Genomic DNA, 20,428 nt, shown 5'->3' on the forward strand with positions numbered 1-20,428 from the left:
AGACCGCCCCCGGGCGAGAGGGACGTACGGGCGTGCGGGAGAATGGAGTACGTGACTCGGATCGTGATCATCGGTGGCGGACCCGGCGGATACGAAGCGGCCCTGGTGGCCGCCTCTCTCGGCGCGGAGGTGACCGTCGTCGACTGCGACGGTCTGGGCGGGGCGTCGGTGCTCACCGACTGCGTGCCGTCGAAGACTCTTATCGCCACGGCCGAGGTGATGACCACCTTCGATTCGTCGTACGAAGAGCTCGGCATCATCGTCGAGGACGACACGCCGCACATCGACCGGCCCGCCCGGGTCGTCGGCGTCGACCTGGGCAAGGTCAACCGACGGGTCAAGCGTCTCGCGCTCGCCCAGTCGCATGACATCACCGCGTCCGTGACCCGCGCCGGCGGCCGGGTCATGCGCGGCCGCGGCCGGCTGGAGCCGGGCCAGGCGCCGGACGGCTCCCGCAAGGTGACGGTCACCGCCGCCGACGGCACCACCGAGGGCCTGATCGCGGACGCGGTGCTGATCGCCACCGGCGCGCACCCCCGCGAGATCCCGGACGCGCTCCCCGACGGCGAGCGGATCCTGAACTGGACGCAGGTCTACGACCTCGACGAGCTGCCCGAAGAGCTGATCGTGGTCGGTTCCGGTGTCACCGGTGCCGAGTTCGCCGGTGCCTACCAGGCGCTCGGCTCCCGCGTCACGCTCGTCTCCTCCCGTGACCGTGTGCTGCCGGGCGAGGACCCGGACGCCGCCGCCGTCCTGGAGGACGTCTTCCGCCGCCGCGGCATGAACGTCATGGCGCGCTCCCGGGCCCAGTCCGCCAAACGGGTCGGCGACCGCGTCGAGGTCACCCTGGCCGACGGCCGCACGATCTCCGGTACGCACTGTCTGATGGCCGTCGGCTCCATCCCCAACACCGAGGGGATCGGCCTGGAAGCGGCCGGCGTCAAGCTCAAGGACTCCGGCCACATCTGGACCGACAAGGTCTCCCGCACCTCCGCCCAGGGCGTGTACGCGGCCGGCGACTGCACCGGCGTCTTCGCGCTGGCGTCCGTCGCCGCGATGCAGGGCCGGATCGCGATGTACCACTTCCTCGGCGACGCGGTCACGCCGCTGAACCTCAAGACGGTCTCCGCGAACGTCTTCACCGACCCGGAGATCGCCACCGTCGGCTACTCCCAGGCCGACGTCGACAGCGGCAAGATCGACGCACTGGTCGTGAAGCTCCCGCTGCTGCGCAACCCGCGCGCCAAGATGCAGGGCATCCGCGACGGCTTCGTGAAGCTGCTCTGCCGCCCCGGTACGGGCATCGTCGTCGGCGGTGTGGTCGTCTCCCCGCGCGCCAGTGAGCTGATCCACCCGATCTCGATCGCGGTCGACAACAATCTGACCGTCGAGCAGATGGCCAGTACCTTCACGGTCTACCCGTCGCTGTCCGGCTCGATCGCCGAGGTCGCCCGTCAGCTGCACATCCGCAAGACGGCCGGCGAGTAGTCGGCAATGAGGCGATAAACGCACGGCAGCGGTCGGCCGATTGAAATCTTTGTGCCAGCGGTGAGCACTTGGGATGAAACGTCCCTGCATCCGCAGGGGGCCGGTCCGCCCGGCCGGGCCGCCGCCGTACGGGCCGCGCAGGGCGGCTGACCAGGGGGCAAGCGGGTCGCGCCGCCCAGCAGTTCGACATCCGCACGACATATGCACACCGCATACCACGTCACGCTCCGCGGTGCGTACAACTTCCGTTAATTGGTGCAACCTGCTGAAAACAGACGGTCGTTGGCGTTACTGTCAGTTTCGTGTTCGCTGCAGAACGTCGCCAATTGATCCTTGAAATGGTGCGCGCCAATGGAGCCGTATCGCTCCGGGAGCTCGCCCGCGTCGTCCAGACCTCCGAAGTAACCGTACGGCGGGACGTGCGCGCGCTGGAGGCAGAAGGACTGCTCGACCGCCGCCACGGCGGTGCGGTCCTGCCGGGAGGCTTTACTCGCGAATCCGGATTCCCACAGAAATCCCATCTAGCGACCGCGGAGAAAACGGCCATTGCCGATCTCGCGGCCGGCTTCGTCGAAGAGGGCGAGGCCATTGTCGTCGGTGCGGGAACGACCACCCAGGAGCTGGCCCGCCGGCTCGCCCGCGTCCCCGGCCTGACCGTCGTCACCAACTCCCTGCTGGTCGCCCAGGCGTTGGCCCATGCCAACCGCGTCGAGGTCGTGATGACCGGCGGCACCCTGCGCGGCTCCAACTATGCGCTCGTCGGCAGTGGTGCCGAACAGTCCCTCCAGGGCCTGCGGGTCTCCCGCGCCTTCCTGTCGGGCAGCGGACTGACCGCAGAGCGCGGTCTGTCCACCTCCAACATGCTCTCCGCCAGCGTCGACCGGGCGCTGGTGCAGGCGGCGGGGGAGGTGGTGGTGCTCGCCGACCACACCAAGCTCGGGGCCGACACGATGTTCCAGACCGTGCCGACGGATGTGATCACACGTCTCGTCACGGACGAGCCGCCGGGCCATGACGACCGCGCCGCCACGGAACTCCAGGCGCTGGCCGACCAGGGGGTGCAGATCGCCGTGGCCGGCGGTCCGGGCGCGGGCCGCGGCCCGGGGCAGCCGGGGATGGACGCTCCGGCAGACCGCAGGGGCCCCCGCCGGGACGTCCCCCTGCCGGGCCAGCGGCGCAACCACGCGCCGGGCGGCGGGGGCGGCGCACCACAGCTCCGCTCGGCCACGCCACTGTCCGAGGCCTCGGGCGGCCGGGTCGCCGATCTGGCCCCACGACGGCGCTGAGCGCAGGAGCCGGAGGCGCGCCGAACGGGCGCGCCGCCCCGGCGACGGTGCCCGGACCACGGTCTCCGGCGGCGCTCCACGGCGTCAGGAAGATCCGCCGGGCATCGCTCAGTGGTGCCGCTCGCCCTTCAGCCCGCTCAGGGTGAGCGTCAGCAGCCGGTCGGCGAGCCGGGGGTCGTCCGGCGATTCCTCGGCGGCCAGCGCAATGCCGTTGGTCAGCTGCATCAGGTCGCTGATGCTCACATCGGGGCGTACGGCTCCGGCCTGCTGGGCGCGGGTCAGCAGCGCGCCACCGGCCTCCCGCATCGGCACGCTGCACCGCGCCATCCCCGAGCTGTCGTCCGCCGACGCCGTCATCAGCGCGCGCGACAGCCCGCGGTAGGTGCTGGCGTGGGTGATGATCGCGCGCAGCCACTCCACCAGCGCGGCGCACGGCTGCGGCGCGTCGGCGAGCTTTTTGGCATGCGCCAGCAGGGCGTCCACCTCGCCCTGGAAGACCGCGCCCATCAGGGCGGTCCGGTTGGGGAAGTGCCGGTAGAGAGTCCCGATGCCGACGCCGGCGCGGCGCGCGATGTCCTCCAGCGAGGTGTCCGTGCCGTGCTCGGTGAAGGCCGTACGGGCCTCCGTGAGCAGCCGTTCGTAGTTGCGGCGCGCATCGGCACGCATGGGCCGCACGTCATGCGACCGCACCGGTGCATCCGCCACCGGACCCTGCGCCGTCTGCCGCTGCCCTGCCGTCTCGGTCGCCATCGCCGTCCTCCCTCGACCCGGCCGGTTGCGGCCCGGTGGTTCCAGGATGCCATTGCGCGCCGAGGGGGCAGTCAATGGAGCCGGTCTCTGCTCCCTCCGTGCGGCTATGAGGTCCGTGCCGTGGTGCCGAGGCCCCGTGGGCCCGATCGCCGCCACGTCAGGCCCGGCCGCTGCGCGCGACGGCCGGGTGCGGCCGGGCCCGGCGAACTTCGCGGGCTGCTCGCTTCACCCGCCCTCGGCGGGCCGCGATTCCCACAGGCTGAGGACCGCACGGGCCAGCGCCGTGTGACCCGCGACGAGGACGGGGCAGTCGAAGGCGAACTCCCGTCCGCCCGCACCCAGAACCGCCCCGCCCCGCTCCCGGACGAGTGCGGTGCCGGCAGCGACGTCCCACGGCCTGGGGCGCAGGCAGACGCAGGCGTCCAGCCAGCCCTCGGCCACGCCCACGAGGTCCAGGCTCATGGCCCCATGCATTCTGATCCGGTACGCCGTGCTCTGTAGCAGGCCGATGCGCCGGGGGTCGCCAGAACCCGTACCGGTGAGGCCGATGACCGCTTCGTCCACGGTGCGGGTCACCGGCGAGGAGGGTGGCGGGCAGCCTTGCTGTCCCGTGTGCCAGCGGCGGCCGAGGGCTGGAGCGTCGACAACGCCCAGTCGGGGGAGGCGGTCTTCGACGTACGCCAGCGATACGGCGTGGAAAGGGGAGCCCCGAGTGAAGTTCATCGTTCCGTCGATGGGGTCCAGCAGCCAGCACCGGGGCGGGAGGGTTGTCCCGACGGCAGTCTCCTCGCCGACTACGGGGATGCCGGGAGAATGCCGTCGCAGCACGGCCGAGACCACTTCCTCGACCTCGAGATCCGCCGCGGTGACCTCTTCTCCCGACGCCTTGAACCGTCTGGCGGACCAGCCTTCTCCAGCGCTGGCCAGCCGTGCGATACCCGCATCGACTGCCTGCTCGGCCACGTCGAGCAGGCAGTCGGGCTCACTCACGTCCGGTCCAGCGCCCGCTCAGCCAGCGTCTGCGCATGGGCACCGTGCTCCCCCATCACATAGACGCTGAGCCGGTCGAACACCCAGTCTGTCGGAATGGAGGTGCGCTCGGATGCGGTGTGCACCATATCCTGGGCGATCCGTTCCTCGGCTCGTCCGAGTGTGATGTGTGGTGCGTAGGCGTCGCCCGTGTACCGGTATCCATATTGGGCGAAGCTGGCACGCTCGCTCTCCGAGAAGCGTGTGGTGTCCTTGGCCGTGTCGAATGCTCTGCGGTCGAGGTGGGAGTCCAACACGTCGAGGGCTGCCTGCTGTAGGCCGACCATCAGCGGTGGTTTCGCCAGGGAGAGGAAGACCCACCCTGTGGGCTGGTACACGATGCCCACGGTGGCCAGCCGGATCTCCTTCAGGGCCGTGGACCTGCCGATCTTCTCCAGCACGGTCTCCGGGTGGAGGGAATCGGAGAACGGGCCCTGGAAGACGGTGACGTGAGGGAGATTGCCGTCCGCTGCCAGGGCTGGGTGCAGCCGGTGCTCACCTCCGACCTTCTCTTGCAGTTGGATTGCGGAAAGCAGGTGGTCCGCGCTGGGAAGCAGCGCTACGCCAAGCCAACTGGTCACGGATGGGCTCCTCTCTTCGTGATCACGTGTACGGCAGCGTTGAGGCCCCGGCTCAGACACTCGGTCGGCGGGGCGCCGCTCAGCCTCGCCGCGATGACACCGGCATTGAAGGCATCACCACCGCCGGTGCGGTCCACCGGCTCGACGGGAGTGGTGGGGACCAGCAGTGGAGGGCGGCCGGGGGAGGCCCATAGCGCACCGTCCGGGCCCAGGGTCACGATCACTTCGGCCGACAGCGACTCGGCGTACCGCTGTGCAGTGACCGCAGGGTCGTGCGCCGCTGCGCCGGGGAGGTTCCTCATCTCGTCCGCGTTCATGAGGTTCAGCGTCGAGGGCCCGGCGAGCGGGCTCATGTCCCGGCCGTTCCATTCGACCGACACCGAACGGCCGAGCCGCCGTGCCAGGGCCACTAACCGGGTGAGCGGCGGAGTGATGTCACCGACGACATGCACATGGTCCAGAGCGAGTATCTCGTCCGCAGTGACCGCGCCGATCGCCGCGTCACGGTCCGCACCCGCGAAGGTCATCATCCTTTTGCCCGCGCCCGAGGAGAAGACGATGGCCATGCCGGTCCGGGTGGCCGGGGCGATACGCGTCAACGAAGTGTCCACCCCGCCGGCCCGCAGGTCGTCGAGGCACACCCGTCCCAGGGCGTCGTCACCCACCGCGGAGACCAGTGTCACCGCGCAGCCGTGCCGGGCAAGCCCCAGGGCGGTGTTGGCCGCGGAGCCTCCTGGTGACGCCCAGCATGCCCCGCCCCGGAGCTTCTCGTGTTCCTCCGGAAAGCGCTCCGTCTGGACGATGATGTCGAAATTGGTACTGCCCACGACGAGGACCCGTTGTGCCGCCGACGTCCGGCCGCGGGCGGGCCGCGAGTTGCTCTCTAGCACGGCTCGCCCAGCCGGTAACTCTCGAACAGGACGTGACGTACCAGCCGTTCCCTGCCTTCGGGGCCGCATTCCTGGGGGAAGCAGGCGTGGGCGACCAGGTCTTGGACGACTTCCTCGAAGCGGGCCGCTTCCGATCCCATGGCGTGGAAGCAGCGCATCAGTTCGCGGTGGAGCTCGCCGGCATCGGTTCTCATCTCGGTGAGCCAGGACCGATTGGCGATCAGGACGTTGGCGGCTGCCGAACGCAACCTTTTCCGCGCGCACGGGGAAAGCATCTCGGAATCGAGAAGTTCGAAGTAGTCATCGCTCTCGCGTGCGTGCATCCGAAGATTCTGTCCGCCGACGGCCAGCACGTCCCTGTTCAGGTGAAAGAGCTCCAGGCCGAGATGGTGCGGAACGTCGAGAATCGTGACGCCCATGTCCCGTAAGCCCGCCTCATCGGTCGAGAAAGCCGCCAGGACGTTGTCGAACATATCGCTGTGCTTTGGCACGGCGATCTGCGCCCCGGCCGGGTCGGCCAGAAATTCCGCTCCGGCCGTATTCCCCCAGCGGCCCGCGCGTGCGGCAAGCAGATAGAAATTCCGACCGCCCATCGAATACCCGACTCGTCCGATGGGCACCACCTGGTCCCTGACGTCGTCCTCGGACTCCAAGAGTCGCAGTACGCGTTGCTCGTTGTAGATCGCCACGTCCAGCAGCCGCTGCGACACATCTTTGACCAGCTGGTCCGACCAGGGGAGTTGGACGTGCACCAGCCGGTGACGGTGCTGTGCCAGCAGTTGCTCGAAGCCGCAGCCGAGGAGTAGCGCCTTGACCACGATCAATGAGGAATCGGCGAGGCGTGTCGTGCTCGTGGTGGTGTGCTGAACGGCAGCCAGTCCCTGTCGTGCCTCGTCCTCGGCCAACGCCTTGCTCGTGCGGCCGTACCAGACCGCCAGTTGCGTCAGCGCGTTGAGGCACGGCTGCACGTCCTCGGCGGAAATCTCCTCGCCGGAACCCTTCTGTGCGTGGCTCCCGTAGTTGCCGTAATTCTGGATGGTCCGTACGGCCAGAACGACCTTTGGGGGCACCAGGTCCTTGGCGGCCAGCACCGTCAACAACGATTCGAGTGTCGGCTTGGAGCCAACTGCTTCCTGTAGGGCGATATCCAAAAGGATCGACTCCGCCGCTCTCCTCGCCGCGCCGAGAAAGACCTCTGGGTCCGACTCGGCATACCGTAAAGCCTTCTTGTACAGCCGGAGCGACTCGCCCTCGTTGACCGTCACGTCGTCCGTGTCCTCTTCGGCAGTTTTTGTTGCACCTTACCAAGGGATCCTTCTCAACTTGCCCTTTTTTGAAGACACTTGGATGCCCGCAGGGCCTGAGTGCGCCATACGTCAGTCGTCCAGGCTCCTGATGCGATCGCGCAGGGCCGATAGGACGAGACGGCCATAGCGGCTGGTGAAGGCGATGGCCGTGGCAAGGGCGGCAGCGCCCAGGGCGGCAAGGAGGTGACCGGGGGCGTGGTCGTCGAGTACCTGGAGGACGCTCAGGGCTGTGCCCAGGGGGAGGCCGAGGATAGTGAGGACACCGAGGGCGCCGGCGATCTGCTGGCTGTCCTGCGTCTGGACGAGCCGGGCGTAGTCGGCCGCCTCGGAGAGGATTTCCGCGAAGCGGGTCGGCAGGCGGTACTGCGCCTGGTAGGCGAGGAGCAGTTCATTTGCCGGGCCGTGGGCGGTCAGGTGCTGTCGCCAGTACGTGCTGCGGAAGCCCGCGATGTGCCGTTCGAGAACGGCGACACGGGAACCGAGCTTGGGGCCCTCGAAGACGCCGGAGAGCGAATCGGTGAGTTCGTCGATGTGGTCGCGCTGGACGGTACCGAGCAGCAGCGCGTCGAGGTAGATGGTGCGGTGGTGCAAGGCAGCGAAGTCGTAGAAGTCACCGTCGCCCCGGTCGGGTCGGTGCCCGAGGAACGCCGCCCCGTGGCGGAGGACGAGCGCGCTCCAGTCGGCGGATATCCGTACCGTGTGCTCCGTCTGGGACGGCAGGTTCTCCGGCGCTGCCGGGAAGTCGGCGTCCGTGGACCGGGACGCCAGGTGCCACAGCCAGCGGTCGGCGGTTCCGGGGAGCCGGCCGTCGTCCCGCAGGGCGTCCGTGTGCTCTGCTCCGGGGGTGAGGAACGCGATGGTGTACGGGCGCGCGATGGCGAAAGGCGACTCCACGGTTCTGGGTTCCGCCGCGCCGGCGAGAAGGACGGCCGGAGCCAGGGGGCCGTCGAGAGGATCGGCATCCGCGGTGTGGCGGTGTCCGATGGCCCGCAGGGTTTCGAGGAGCGCCGGCCCTTGCACGGTGAAGTGCAGGACCGCCAGCGCGTGCCGGCGCTGCCGGGCGGTCACCGTGCGCATCAGTTCCATGCCGTGCAGGTGCAGCGCACCGTGTGAGATGTCCGCGAGACGGTGCCATCGGCAGGGTCGCTCCGGTGTGCCGTAGAGGACGCGAGCCGCTGCCGGTGTGAAGTACGTCTGCCGGGTAAGCGTGTCGGTGCGGCGGCTGCCGAGCTCGAACGGTAATGGTCCCTCGGCCCATGACGGCAGGTCGGGGAGCTGGACCGGGAGCACGACGGTGATTGCCTGGCGGACACCCGTCAGGGAGCTGAGTTCCACGGTCACGGGTTCGGTGCCTCCTCCTGCCTGCGCTTCTCGGCGCCGGCACGATCTGCGTGGGGTCCTGCCTACGGTCTCTTGTCCCCACGCGGGGACGCGTCCTGCCACCGGACCGTTCCCGCCGGTCCCGTCCCCGCTTCCGTGACCATGTGGTCGGCTGCTGTCTCAGGGGCCCGGGGACCGTGCTGCTTGCCGCGTCAGCCCGGTGGCCGGCGACATGCACGCTCATCTATGCCCCTGAGTGCGTCGGCCATGCGGCGCCCTGCCCGAGCCGGCGCCTTGAACCGTCTCCGGGCAGCCGCTCCCGGCCGGCGACTCGCTGCGCAGGTGCGTCCGGCGCACTTGGTGGACGTGGAGGGGCGGCCCGGTGAAGCCCCGGCATCCCCCAGTGGTCGCGCGGTCGAATACCTCGGCAAGGCCGCAACGTGGCGTCGTGAGGAGCCATCAAACCAGGCGCAATGAGGTCTTCCGGAGTTTTTCGGAGCCTGGGAAGACGCTGTGAGGACCGCCGGGGGAGCGGGGCGCGGCGCGGAACATCTGGGGAAGAGTCATGGGACTGACCAGCCGATCGCTGTTCTACGCCGTGGCCGCGGTCGCCGTGGTCTGCGTGGGGCTCACGCTCTGGCTGTGGCCGCGCTTCGCGGGGCGCGGGCCGCGGGCGCTGCTGGGGCGGCTCGGCTCGATCGCGGCGACCCAGCTGACCATCGTGGCGGCGCTCGGCCTTGTGGTGAACGCCAACTTCCAGTTCTACGCCTCCTGGCACGAGCTGCTCGGGCTGTACGACGACGCGCCGGCCGCCGTCGGCAAGTGGGGCGACGGGGGCACGGCCGGGCCCGTCGGCGACCCGTCGAAGGGCCTGGTGCAGCCCTCGGCGGCGGACGGGCTGGACAAGGTGCACGGGCTGCCGAAGGGGGAGCCGTCACTGGCGGGCAAGGTCGAGTCCGTACGGATCGTCGGCAAGCGGACCCGGGCGGTGGACCCGGCGTACGTCTATCTGCCGCCGCAGTACTTCCAGCCCCAGTACGCCCGCCAGCGGTTCCCCGTCGTCGTCGCGTTCAGCGGCTACCCGGGCGGCACCTTCCTGCTGGGCCAGCACCTGCGGCTGCCGCAGACCGCCGGCCGGCTGATCCGGGAAGGCAGGATGCAGCCGACCGTGATCGTGATGCTGCGGCCCACCATCGCGCCGCCGCGCGACACCCAGTGCGTCGACGTACCGGGCGGCCCGCAGGCCGAGACGTTCTTCGCCCGCGATGTGCCGGACGCGCTCAGGTCCCGCTACCGCGTCGGGCACGACCCCGGCGGCTGGGGCGTCCTGGGCTACTCCTCGGGCGGCAGCTGCGCCCTCCAGCTCGCCATGCGGCACGACCGTACGTACACCTCGGCGGCCGCCCTCTCGCCGGACTACAAGGTCAGCAACGATCCCACGACCGGCAATCTCTTCGGCGAGGGCCGGGACCGGGTCCGTCGCCGCCAGGAGCACGACTTGATGTGGCGGCTGCGGCATCTGCCCGCTCCGCAGGTGAACGTCCTGGTGGGCACGAGCCGTACCGGCGAGAAGAACTACCCGGCGGCCCGCGCCTTCCTCGCCGCCGTCAAGCCGCCGATGAAGGCGGAATCGATCGTTCTCCCCCACGGCAGCCACAACTTCGCCACCTGGCGGCGCGAACTGCCCGCCGCGCTGGAGTGGATGAGCCGGTCGCTGAGCTTTCCGGAGGACGTGGTGGGCAACTCGTAGCCGGGCGGGAACGGACGCGAGGGGCCCCCGGCCGGTGCCGGGGGCCCCTCGCGCGCCTACGGGATGCCGTCGGGTCAGTCCTTGATCTCGCAGATCACGGCGCCGGACGTGAGCGCGGCGCCGACCTCGGCGGTCAGGCCCTTGATGGTGCCGGAGCGGTGCGCGTTGAGCGGCTGCTCCATCTTCATGGCCTCCAGGACGACGACCAGCTCGCCCTCGGTGACCTGCTGGCCCTCCTCGACGGCCACCTTGACGATGGTGCCCTGCATCGGGGAGGCGAGTGCGTCGCCGGAGGCGGCGCCGCCGGACTTCTTGGCGGCCTTGCGCTTGGGCTTGGCGCCGCCGGCGACCGCGGCCCGGGCCAGGGGCATGCCCAGCGAGGACGGCAGCGAGACCTCCAGGCGCTTGCCGCCGACCTCGACGACGACCGTCTCGCGGGTGTCGGCCTCGGCCTCGTCCGCGCCGGGGGCGGCGAACGGGGCGATCTCGTTGACGAACTCGGTCTCGATCCAGCGGGTGTGGACCGTGAACGGGTCGGCGGAGCCGGTGAGTTCGGGGGCGAACGCCGGGTCCTGGACGACCGTGCGGTGGAAGGGGATGGCGGTGGCCATGCCCTCGACGGTGAACTCCGCCAGCGCACGGGCGGCGCGCTGAAGGGCCTGCTCGCGGCTGGCGCCGGTGACGATCAGCTTGGCGAGGAGGGAGTCCCAGGCGGGGCCGATGACCGAGCCGGACTCGACGCCCGCGTCCAGGCGCACGCCCGGACCGGACGGGCCGACGAAGGTGGTGACCGTGCCGGGGGCCGGGAGGAAGTTGCGGCCCGGGTCCTCGCCGTTGATGCGGAACTCGAAGGAGTGGCCGCGGACCGCCGGGTCGTCGTAGCCGAGCTCCTCGCCGTCGGCGATCCGGAACATCTCCCGGACCAGGTCGAGGCCGGTGACCTCTTCGGTGACCGGGTGCTCGACCTGGAGGCGGGTGTTGACCTCCAGGAACGAGATGGTGCCGTCCTGGCCGACGAGGAATTCGCAGGTGCCGGCGCCCTCGTAGGCGGCCTCCTTGAGGATGGCCTTGGAGGCGCGGTACAGCTCGGCGTTCTGCTCCTTGGTCAGGAACGGGGCCGGGGCCTCCTCCACCAGCTTCTGGTGGCGGCGCTGGAGCGAGCAGTCACGGGTCGAGACGACGACCACGTTGCCGTGCTTGTCGGCCAGACACTGGGTCTCGACGTGCCGCGGGCGGTCCAGGTAGCGCTCGACGAAGCACTCGCCGCGGCCGAACGCGGCCACCGCCTCACGCACCGCGGAGTCATACAGCTCCGGGACCTCTTCGAGGGTGCGGGCCACCTTCAGACCGCGGCCGCCGCCACCGAAGGCCGCCTTGATCGCGATCGGCAGACCGTGCTCCTTGGCGAAGGCCACGACCTCGTCCGAGCCGGAGACCGGGTCGGGCGTGCCGGCGACCAGCGGCGCACCGGCCCGCTGGGCGATGTGCCGCGCGGCGACCTTGTCACCGAGGTCGCGGATGGCCTGCGGGGGCGGCCCGATCCACGTCAGCCCCGCGTCCAGGACGGCCTGCGCGAACTCGGCGTTCTCCGACAGGAAGCCGTATCCCGGGTGGATGGCGTCCGCGCCCGAATCGGCGGCGGCGGCCAGGACCTTGGCGATGTCCAGGTAACTGGTGGCAGGAGTGTCACCGCCCAAGGCGTATGCCTCGTCTGCCGCGCGTACGTGCAGTGCGTCCCGGTCGGGGTCGGCGTAGACGGCTACGCTTCCGATCCCCGCGTCCCGGCATGCACGGGCAACGCGTACAGCGATTTCGCCACGGTTGGCGATGAGCACCTTGCGCACGATGGGTCCTTCCTTGGCGCTTCGCCGTAACAAATGGATGCGGCGATTTTAGGGACTGGCGACACCGCGTGCCGACCCGTTCCCTGGGGTGAGCTTGCCCACACGGAGTGTGCTCGGGGCGCCAGTGAGGAACCTAAGTCCCCTGGTATCCCAGGGTAGGCCCGGATTCCTGGGCTCCTGCTCGAGTCCCGGTGTGGCTTAGGTCTCCAACTTTGGACGTCCAGCGGATCGTCAATTCTTTGTGGAGTCCCTACGAATGGGCGAAGGAAACTTTGCGGGCGACTCCGTCCGTGGGCGTGCCGCCGGCCTCTCGCGCGCAGTCGTCCGCACCCGCCCGCGCACAACCCTTGCCCAGCTTTTACCTTCCGCCAAGGTCTTCCCGAGCAGGGGGGACCCCCATGTAGCGTGCGCGATGTCCTGTACCCCGCGGTAACAGGGGCACCAGCGGCATCAGGCGTCCGCATGGGCGCACGGCTCGGCAAACGGCGGAAGTGGGTGGACGGGGTGGTCGTGGCACGACGGCCGGTGGCCTTGGCCGCGGCGGTGGTACTGGTCCTGGAAGCGTTCGGGATCGTGCTGCTCAACTGGATTCTGAGCATCGTCGTGGACAGGCAGCAGATGTCCCTGGCCGGGCTTCAGCCCCGCGTGATGTCCACCGGCTCGTGGATCGGCGGCATCCTCTTCGGGCTCTATCTGCTGTTCTGTGCCGGTGTCCTGATCCGCACCGCGCTGCGCGACCGCGCCCCCGGCGGCTTCACCCGTATCGCCCTCATCAGCTGCGCGGTGGTGCACGGCGTCCTCGGCGCCTTCGCCGTCGGCCTGGTCGGCTGGGTCGCCTTCCTCGCGATGACGGTCGTGCTGGCGCTGCTGGTGCTGACCCTGGTGGCGTACGGGGAGGGCTTTACGGGCGACGGGCGGGGAAGCGCGGAAAACCCCCCGAACGGCGCACCGCCCGCGGCTCCCACGTCGGCCTGACCCGCCCCGCATCCGGTGCGGCGGGCCGGTCCGAACTGCCCGCTCCCCGGGCCGGATCGATGCCGCCCGGGGCCGTGCGACACGCCCGGGTAGGCTCTCGCGCGGTGTCGTCGGACGGGGGATGGTGCGGATGCCTGCATCGGTTGCGGATGCGGAGGGCCGGGCGCGCAGGGGCGCGACAGGCCCCTACTCGGTGTTGCGGGAGCTGGATGACGCAGCGTCCGGCATACCCGTACCGGAACGGCGGTTCATCGGTCGCAGCGCGGACGGCGACCGTACGGTCCTGATCGGTGTGCCGTTGCCGGGCGCCGACCCCGGGCGGTTCCTGGCCGAGGCGGAGACCTCGCGCTATCTGCTCGGGCCCTGGTCCTCGCCGGCCACCGAGGTCGCCGCACCCGGTGACGCGCCCTGGCACGCCCGCCCGTACGTGCCCGTGCTCCCGCTGCCCGCCGCGCTCACCGTGCACGGTGGCCCGCTGCCCGAGCGCACCGTACGGGCCCTCGGCGCGGCCCTCGTCGAGACCCTGGTCATCGGGCACGGGCAGGGCCTGGCCCATGCCGGTGTATCGCCCGCGGCCGTGCTGCTGGCGGCCGACGGGCCCCGGCTGACGTGCTTCGGGGCGGCACGGGCCGCCGCCGAGGACGGCACACCGCGCTCCGGGCTGCCGGGCCTGGAGTCGGGCAGCCTGCCGCCGGAGCAGGCGAACGGCGGGCGGCCGCATCCGACGGGCGACGTCTACGCACTCGGTGCGACGCTCGCCTATGCCGCTACCGGATACACCGTGCCGGAGCGGGAGGAGCTCCCCGCCGCCCTGCGGGCCGTCGTCACGGCCTGTCTGTCCCGGGACCCGGCGGCCCGCCCGCGCCCCGCCGAACTGCTCGATGCGCTCGGTCCGGTTGCCGGGCCGCCCGCGCCGGGAGCCGGGGCCGCCGGACCGCCGCGCCCCGCCACGGTGCTCGACGCCGCCGGAAACCCGGCCGGCCGCGCCGCCGCCCTGCTCTCTCCCGGCTGGCTGCCCGGCCGGATCATCGCGGCCCTCGCCCGCCAGTCGGCCGAGCTGCTCGCCGCCACCCTCCCGGTTCCGCCCGCCCCACAGGACTGACACCCCATGCCCTTCCCCCTCGCCCATGACGACCCGCCCGGCCTGGGCACCTACCGCCTCCTCGCCCGGCTGGGCAGCGGCGGTATGGGCACCGTCTACCTGGCCCGCTCCCCGGGCGGCCGGACCCTGGCGCTCAAGACGATGCACGCCCGGATCGCCACCACCACCGAATTCCGTACCCGGTTCCGGCTGGAGGCGGATGCCGCCCGGGTCATCGGCGGCCGGTACGGCGCGCAGGTCGTCGATGCCGACCCGCTCGCCGAGACCCCCTGGATGGCCACCGAGTACGTGCTCGGCCCGCCCCTCGACGACGCGGTGGAGCTGGCCGGCCCGTTGCCCGAGGCGTCGGTACGCGCCCTGGGGGCGGCGCTGTGCGGGGCGCTCGGCCAGCTCCATCACTCGGATGTCGTGCACCGTGACCTCAAGCCGTCGAACATCATGGTCACGGCGCACGGCCCGAAGGTCATCGACTTCGGTATCGCCCGCGCCCTCGGCGACGACCGGCTGACCCACACGGGCGCCGCGGTCGGCACCCCCGCATTCATGTCGCCGGAGCAGGCCACCGGGCAGGAACACACCCCGGCCGGAGACGTCTTCGCGCTCGCCGGGGTGCTGGTCTTCGCCGCCACCGGCCGCGGCCCGTTCGGCGAGGGGCAGCCGGCGGACCTCCTCTACCGGGTGCGCTACGCCGAGCCGGACCTCACCGGGGTGCCTGCGGCCCTGGTCCCTGTCCTGTCCCGTTGCCTGGCCAAGGACCCCGCCGAGCGCCCGGCCACCGCCGGGCTGGCCGCTCAACTCCACGACGGCAGCGGTGACTTCGTCGACCAGCTGCCGGACGCGGTGCTCGCCGAGATCGGACGGCGGGCGAGCGAGGTCTGGCAGGTCGTACCGCAGCGGCTGCCCGCACCGCCCGACCAGCCGGCGACCGTGCCGTCCGCCGATGTCCCCGCCGCCCGTGGCCTGTCCCGCCGGGGGCTGCTGATGGCGGGTGCGGGCTCGGTGCTCGGCGTCGCGGGGGCGGGGGCGGGGGTGTGGGCCTGGCTGGGCGGGAGCGAGCCGGGGCCCGGCACCGGACCGGGGTACACCAAGCCGAAGCCGGGGCCGAGCGTCAGCGCGGTGAAGAAGAAAAAGCTGGACTCGGTGTGGCAGAAGCAGTTCGGCGGCCCGGATGACGACCAGAACCCCGAAGTGCCCCTGCTCGCCGGTGACCAGGTCGTCCTGGTGGCCAATGCCGGGGCGCGCGGTGTGGACGCCAGGTCCGGTGAGTCCCGGTGGACGTTCTCGCTGTATGCGGACGACTCGTGGCAGGTCGCCTCGGACGGTACCCACGTCTACCGCATAGCGAGGGACGAGCACCGTGACGCGAATGGCTCGCTGAGGACCGTCTCGTTCTTCCTCGCCCGCGTGGACCTCGCCACGGGCAAGGCAGGCAAGCGCCTCGCCCCGGTCTCGGACGCCCAGCACAACGGCCTCATCAACCGATTGCTGGCCGTCGCCGACGACACGGCCTACCTGGCGATCTCGCACGGGAAGGTCAAGCGGTACGAACGGCAGCTCCCCTGGTCCGTGATGGCCGTGAACCTCGCCACGGGGAGCCGGAAGTGGACGGACCCGCTGCCGTTCCGTTCCGCCGAGAGCGACGAGAACCACTTCCTGTCCGCCAAGGTCGTCGGCGGCCTGCTGGTGGCCCTCCAGCAGATGAACGACGGCAAGGTCCGGGTCGTCGCCCGCGACATCCGCACCGGCAAAGTCGCCTGGGACAAGCCGTGGAAGGGCGCCGACCGGCGGCTCGTACGGGATCCGCTCACGGCCGATGACAAGCATCTCTACCTGGGCTACGGCCCGTTGCGGGCGCTGCGGCTGAGCGACGGCGGGCAGGCCTGGGACACGGCTGCCACCCGCCCCGGGAAGACGTACGGACCGCCGGCCCTCAAGGACGGGGTGCTGTACGCGGTGGAGAAGGACCTCGGCCTGGTCGCGTTCGGCACCGGGAGCGGGAAGCCGCGGTGGGCGGAGAAGAGCGAGGAGGGCCCACGGACGGACCACGTCGTCCATCCGGTGGTCGGCTCCGCGTACGCCTACACGTACAGCCAGACCGACCAGGTCCTCCGGGCCGTCGGCCTCACCTCGCACACCACCGAGCAGCTCTACAAGACCAGCGGGACCCGGTTCACCGCCCATGAGAAGAGCCGGACGGTCATCGCGTCCGGCCCCGACTTCCTCGCCGGCTTCCCCCTCCGCTGAACGTGCCGAAACGTGCCGCCACCACGTGCCACAAGACGCCTGAACCTGCCCGCACTTGCCTGAACCCGCCTGAAGGACACCGCCCATGAAACCCCTCGGCACCGGCGACCCCCTCCGCCTCGGTCCCTACCGCCTGCTCGGTGTGCTCGGCGAGGGCGGTATGGGCAAGGTCTACGTCGGCCAGGACGCCGTGGGCACCGTCGCCGCCGTCAAGGTCCTCCGGCCCGAGCTCACCGACGAGGCGAACCTCGCCCGCCGTTTCGTCCGCGAGGCGCAGGCGGCGACGGCCGTGACCAGCAAGGGCGTGGCCCGCGTTCTGGGCACGGACACGGAGGGCGGCCGCCCGTGGATCGCCACCGAGTTCCTGGCCGGACCGACCCTCGACGAGGCCGTCGAGGCGTACGGCCCCCTCGACGAACCGGCCGTACGCGCCCTCGCCGCGTCGATCGCCCACACCCTGGCGGACATCCATGCCACCGGTCTGATCCACCGCGACCTCAAGCCCCCGAACATCGTCCTGACGTCGGCCGGCCCCCGCGTCATCGACTTCGGCATCGCCCGCCCCGAGCACGGCCTCACCCTCACCTCCACCGGCCAGGTCCCGGTCACCCCCGGCTACGGCGCCCCCGAACAGGTCCTGGGCCGGCGCGTGGCCTCCTCGGCCGATGTCTTCTCCCTGGGCGCCGTTCTGGTGTACGCCGCCAGCGGGCACCGCGCCTACGACGCCTCGCACATCGCCGCCCTCCAGTACAAGGTCGTCCACGACGCACCCGACCTGACCGGTGTCCCGGAAGCCCTGCGGCACCTCATCGCCCCGTGCCTCGCCAAGGACCCGGCCGCCCGTCCCGCCCCCGCCCGGATCGCCGCCGCCTTCGCACCACCGCGCGGCGCCGAACGGGCCTGGCGGCGCGGCCCGGTGAACCAGGCGATCAAGGAGCGGGAGAGCGGCCTCCACGAGCTGACCGCGGCGACCCTGCCCGACGGCGGTTCCGGCCGTCCGGTGACCCGGCGCCGGCTGCTCACGGGCCTGGCGGCGGGCGGTGCGGTCCTGGCCGCGGGCGGCGGCGCCGCGGCGGTCTGGTGGCCGTGGGGGCCGCGGCAGTCGGCAGGCCGGCCCGACCCCTTCGCCTTTCCGCCCGCCGCCAGGACCCCGGTGGCGCATGTGCTCGACGCCGACAACGGCGACTACCTCGCCGGCGGTGAGGTGAAACCGCTGTGGGGCCCGGTCGACGCCCTCGCCGAGGACACGCCCGCGCCCCTGCCCGTACGGGACGTCATCGTCTTCGGCGCACGCGGCGGCGGGATCGCCGCCCACAACGTCGTGGACGGCAAACGCCGTTGGGCCGCCCGCGACGTCAGCGCGCCCAGCCGCTACCTCTCCCTCTCGGACCGGCTGATCGCCGCCGCCGACACCAAGGGCACCATCCGCACCTTCATCGCCTCGACGGGCGAGCCCCGTTGGACCGTCGACGCCGAGGCGAGCGCCTTGCTGGCCGCCGACGACGAGAACGTCTACGTCCTGACGAAGGACCACCGGCTCCGCGCCGTCCGCTGCTCCGACGCCACGATCCGCTGGACGGCGAAGATCGCCGCCGGCTACCGCACCAAGGTCGAGCCGCCGGGCGTCGTCGCCCACGGCCGTCTGATCCTGGGCACGAGCGACGGCAATGTGTTCGCCGTCGATACGGCCGACGGCCACCAGGTGTGGGAACTGCGGGACCAGTGGGACCGGCTGGTCCGTCCGGCCGTCCACGGCACCACCGTGTACCTCAACGGCACAACGCTCACCGCCCGCCGGATCAGCGACGGCAAGAAGCTGTGGTCGCTCGACAAGCGGGACGCCTGGGACAAGCACGAGGACTGGGGCCCGGCGACGGTCTTCGACGACGACACCGTCTGCGCCGCGCACGACGAGTGGCCCAGCATCAGGAAGACCAGCGACGGCAGCGAGATCCAGGGCGGGAACGGAACGTCGGTCCGGTGGCTCCCGGTGTTCATCCACGGGCGCGCCCTCTGGTCCATCGAGGGCGACCCCTGGTTCAAGGTGTTCGCCGCGGATCTGTCGACCGGCGTCCCCGTCCTGACGTACAAGCTTCCCGCGGCCGAGCGTTCGTGGCTGGTGGCGGACGGCAACCGGGTGTTCGTCCTCCACGGCACGTCGCTCTATGCGCTGCCGGTGCCCTGAGCGCCCTGAGCGCCCGTTGCGCCCCGGTCTGCCGGGGCCCGGTGATCCGGAGCCGGGTGTGACGGGGGACGGGCCGGAGACCGCAGCCCGGCCGAACGGGCACCGGCCCGGCCGTCCGGACTGCGGCGGGCCGCTCAGCCCTTCACCGGCGCATGCTCCCGCAGGACCTCCATGAACGCCCGCATCCACTCCGGCTGGTCGTTCCACGCACGCGCCGAGACGACCTTGCCGTCCACCACCGCCGAGCCGTCGACGAAGATCCCGCCGCCCATCGCCACATCCGGTGCGCAGGCCGGGTAGGCGGCGGTGCGGCGGCCCTTGAGGACGCCGAGGGGGGCCAGGGTGATGGCCGCGTGGCAGATGTGGGCGACGGGCTTGTCCTCGTCGAAGAAGTGGGTGACCACGCGGCGGTAGTCGGAGTCGTTGCGCAGGTACTCCGGGGCGCGGCCGCCCGGGAGCACCAGCGCGGCGTACTCCGCCGGGTCGACCTCCGACAGGGCGAGGTCGGACGGCCAGGAGTGGCCCTCGCGCTCGACGTAGGTGTCGAAGTCGTCGACGAAGTCGTGCACCACGAACCGCAGCTTCTTCCGCGTCGGGGCCGCGACCTGCGTCTCGTACCCCTCCTCCAGCATCCGCTGGTACGAGTAGAAGAACTCCAGGTCCTCGGTGGCGTCACCGGCGATGATCAGGATCTTGGGCATGGTGCGGACTCCTCACGCTGGCATGGACCGGACCGATCCGGCCGATCGGGCCGTATCGGATCAATCGGTTCCCCACTCGGTGACCTCGAATGCGTCGCCCACCGCCACCTTTCCCGTCCCCAGCACCGAGAACTTCGATCCGAACGCGACCCCGCCCTCGGGCACCCGCCGGTACGAGGCGAGTGTGCGCAGCGGTTCCGGCCCCGCCTTGTCGCCGGTGCGCTGGTCGACGAGCGTGACCGCGCAGCGGACGGCGAGCTTGGCGAAACCCAGTTCACCGCCGCCGACCGTGACCCGCCGCGCCCGGTCCTCGGTCTGCGGTGCGTCCCAGCCGTCGACGACGATGTTGGGACGGAAGCGGTCCATCGGGACCGGCGAACGCCCGGCCGCGGTGATACGGCGGTTGAGGTCGTCGAACGTGGCCAGGGAGATGACGTGCACGGGGCTGCTGTCGGCGAAGCCGGAGGTGCCGGGGGTGAGGCCGTCGGTCACCCGGTCGTGCTCCGGCGCTGCGCGGACCAGCCGGCTGGTCGCGCCGAGCGCCTCGGACAGCCACTCGGCCGCCCGGTCCCCCTGGTCGACCGCGCGGTACGGGTCACCGAACATCTCGACGTCGCAGCGGGGTGCCGGCCCGGCGCCGAGGTCGATGTCCAGGTGGAGGGTCTCCAACCCGGGGGCGTTCAGGGTGAGTTGTGTCCCGTCGGTGCTGACCTCGGGCCGTACCACCGCCAGCCGGGGGTCGGTGCGCTGGCTGCGGAAGACGCCTCCGGGGCCGACGGCCAAAAAGCTGCGGTCGTGCGGGAGGCCGGCCGGGGTGAGCTCCGCCGCGGCCGCCCGGGTGCCGGCGCAGCCCTTGACGGGGTAGCTGGTCAGTTCGATGACAGTCGCCATACGGGCAGCGTAGGACGGGGCGGCCGCCGGGTGCCGCCCTTTACCGCCGGTGGGTGCCCCGCCGCGCGGGCCGCCCGGCGCCGGA

16 protein-coding genes are annotated in these 20,428 nt (G+C 71.4%); 7 read left to right on the forward strand and 9 right to left on the reverse strand.

Features of this window, described 5'->3' with window-relative positions:
- Positions 1–42: 42 nt before the first annotated feature.
- Positions 43–1,488, forward strand: coding sequence for an NAD(P)H-quinone dehydrogenase (locus IF67_RS0101360; protein WP_030981328.1), 1,446 nt, complete (start codon positions 43–45; stop codon positions 1,486–1,488).
- Between the two features lie 302 nt (positions 1,489–1,790).
- Positions 1,791–2,774, forward strand: a complete 984-nt coding sequence (locus IF67_RS0101365) for a DeoR/GlpR family DNA-binding transcription regulator (protein ID WP_078889215.1) — start codon at positions 1,791–1,793, stop codon at positions 2,772–2,774.
- A gap of 108 nt (positions 2,775–2,882) precedes the next feature.
- Here the strand turns inward: IF67_RS0101365 and IF67_RS0101370 are convergent, their stop codons facing one another.
- From IF67_RS0101370 to IF67_RS0101395, 6 genes are all read right to left on the reverse strand, one after another.
- Complete coding sequence (locus IF67_RS0101370; RefSeq protein WP_420708585.1) at positions 2,883–3,524, reverse strand: TetR/AcrR family transcriptional regulator; 642 nt, start codon at positions 3,522–3,524, stop codon at positions 2,883–2,885.
- Positions 3,525–3,749: 225 nt separating this feature from the next.
- A complete protein-coding gene (locus IF67_RS0101375) occupies positions 3,750–4,514 on the reverse strand; it encodes an inositol monophosphatase family protein (RefSeq protein WP_051817468.1) in 765 nt (254 codons plus the stop codon).
- Positions 4,511–5,134: a 2'-5' RNA ligase family protein gene (locus IF67_RS0101380; RefSeq protein ID WP_030981332.1), complete on the reverse strand. Its 624-nt coding sequence runs from the start codon at positions 5,132–5,134 to the stop codon at positions 4,511–4,513. The genes IF67_RS0101375 and IF67_RS0101380 overlap by 4 nt, the downstream gene beginning before the upstream one ends.
- Complete coding sequence (locus IF67_RS0101385; protein ID WP_051817470.1) at positions 5,131–6,024, reverse strand: carbohydrate kinase family protein; 894 nt, start codon at positions 6,022–6,024, stop codon at positions 5,131–5,133. Before IF67_RS0101385 ends, IF67_RS0101380 begins: the two co-directional genes overlap by 4 nt.
- On the reverse strand, positions 6,018–7,289 hold the full coding sequence (locus IF67_RS0101390) for a DUF4145 domain-containing protein (protein ID WP_107050145.1): 1,272 nt from the start codon (positions 7,287–7,289) through the stop codon (positions 6,018–6,020). The genes IF67_RS0101385 and IF67_RS0101390 overlap by 7 nt, the downstream gene beginning before the upstream one ends.
- Positions 7,290–7,400: 111 nt before the next feature.
- On the reverse strand, positions 7,401–8,672 hold the full coding sequence (locus IF67_RS0101395; protein WP_030981335.1) for a hypothetical protein: 1,272 nt from the start codon (positions 8,670–8,672) through the stop codon (positions 7,401–7,403).
- Positions 8,673–9,216: 544 nt separating this feature from the next.
- Between IF67_RS0101395 and IF67_RS0101400 the strand changes: the two genes are divergently transcribed.
- Positions 9,217–10,401, forward strand: a complete 1,185-nt coding sequence (locus tag IF67_RS0101400; protein ID WP_030981336.1) for an alpha/beta hydrolase — start codon at positions 9,217–9,219, stop codon at positions 10,399–10,401.
- A 74-nt stretch (positions 10,402–10,475) separates the two neighbouring features.
- Here the strand turns inward: IF67_RS0101400 and IF67_RS0101405 are convergent, their stop codons facing one another.
- The gene (locus IF67_RS0101405; protein ID WP_030981337.1) at positions 10,476–12,245 is read right to left on the reverse strand and encodes an acetyl/propionyl/methylcrotonyl-CoA carboxylase subunit alpha; all 1,770 of its coding nucleotides are present in this window, start codon (positions 12,243–12,245) and stop codon (positions 10,476–10,478) included.
- 462 nt (positions 12,246–12,707) lie between these two features.
- Here IF67_RS0101405 and IF67_RS0101410 point away from each other — a divergent pair, with 462 nt between their 5' ends.
- The 4 genes from IF67_RS0101410 (at position 12,708) to IF67_RS0101425 (ending at position 18,751) form a co-directional block, all read left to right on the forward strand.
- On the forward strand, positions 12,708–13,220 hold the full coding sequence (locus IF67_RS0101410; RefSeq protein ID WP_234340946.1) for a hypothetical protein: 513 nt from the start codon (positions 12,708–12,710) through the stop codon (positions 13,218–13,220).
- A gap of 130 nt (positions 13,221–13,350) precedes the next feature.
- Positions 13,351–14,322 (forward strand): serine/threonine protein kinase, encoded by a 972-nt coding sequence (locus tag IF67_RS0101415; protein WP_030981339.1) that lies wholly within the window; start codon positions 13,351–13,353, stop codon positions 14,320–14,322.
- Positions 14,323–14,328: 6 nt separating this feature from the next.
- A complete protein-coding gene (locus IF67_RS0101420) occupies positions 14,329–16,566 on the forward strand; it encodes a protein kinase domain-containing protein (RefSeq protein WP_030981340.1) in 2,238 nt (745 codons plus the stop codon).
- Positions 16,567–16,651: 85 nt separating this feature from the next.
- Positions 16,652–18,751 carry a protein kinase domain-containing protein gene (locus tag IF67_RS0101425; protein ID WP_030981341.1) on the forward strand — a complete coding sequence of 700 codons (2,100 nt, stop codon included), beginning with the start codon at positions 16,652–16,654 and terminating at the stop codon, positions 18,749–18,751.
- Between the two features lie 134 nt (positions 18,752–18,885).
- Here the strand turns inward: IF67_RS0101425 and IF67_RS0101430 are convergent, their stop codons facing one another.
- Together IF67_RS0101430 and IF67_RS0101435 are read right to left on the reverse strand one after the other, a co-directional pair.
- Positions 18,886–19,452: a DJ-1/PfpI family protein gene (locus tag IF67_RS0101430; protein WP_030087111.1), complete on the reverse strand. Its 567-nt coding sequence runs from the start codon at positions 19,450–19,452 to the stop codon at positions 18,886–18,888.
- 60 nt (positions 19,453–19,512) lie between these two features.
- Positions 19,513–20,343, reverse strand: a complete 831-nt coding sequence (locus IF67_RS0101435; protein WP_030981342.1) for an MOSC domain-containing protein — start codon at positions 20,341–20,343, stop codon at positions 19,513–19,515.
- Positions 20,344–20,428 lie beyond the last annotated feature (85 nt).

The organism is Streptomyces sp. NRRL S-1813 (assembly GCF_000719605.1).
GTDB classification, from domain to species: Bacteria; Actinomycetota; Actinomycetes; order Streptomycetales; family Streptomycetaceae; genus Streptomyces; species Streptomyces decoyicus.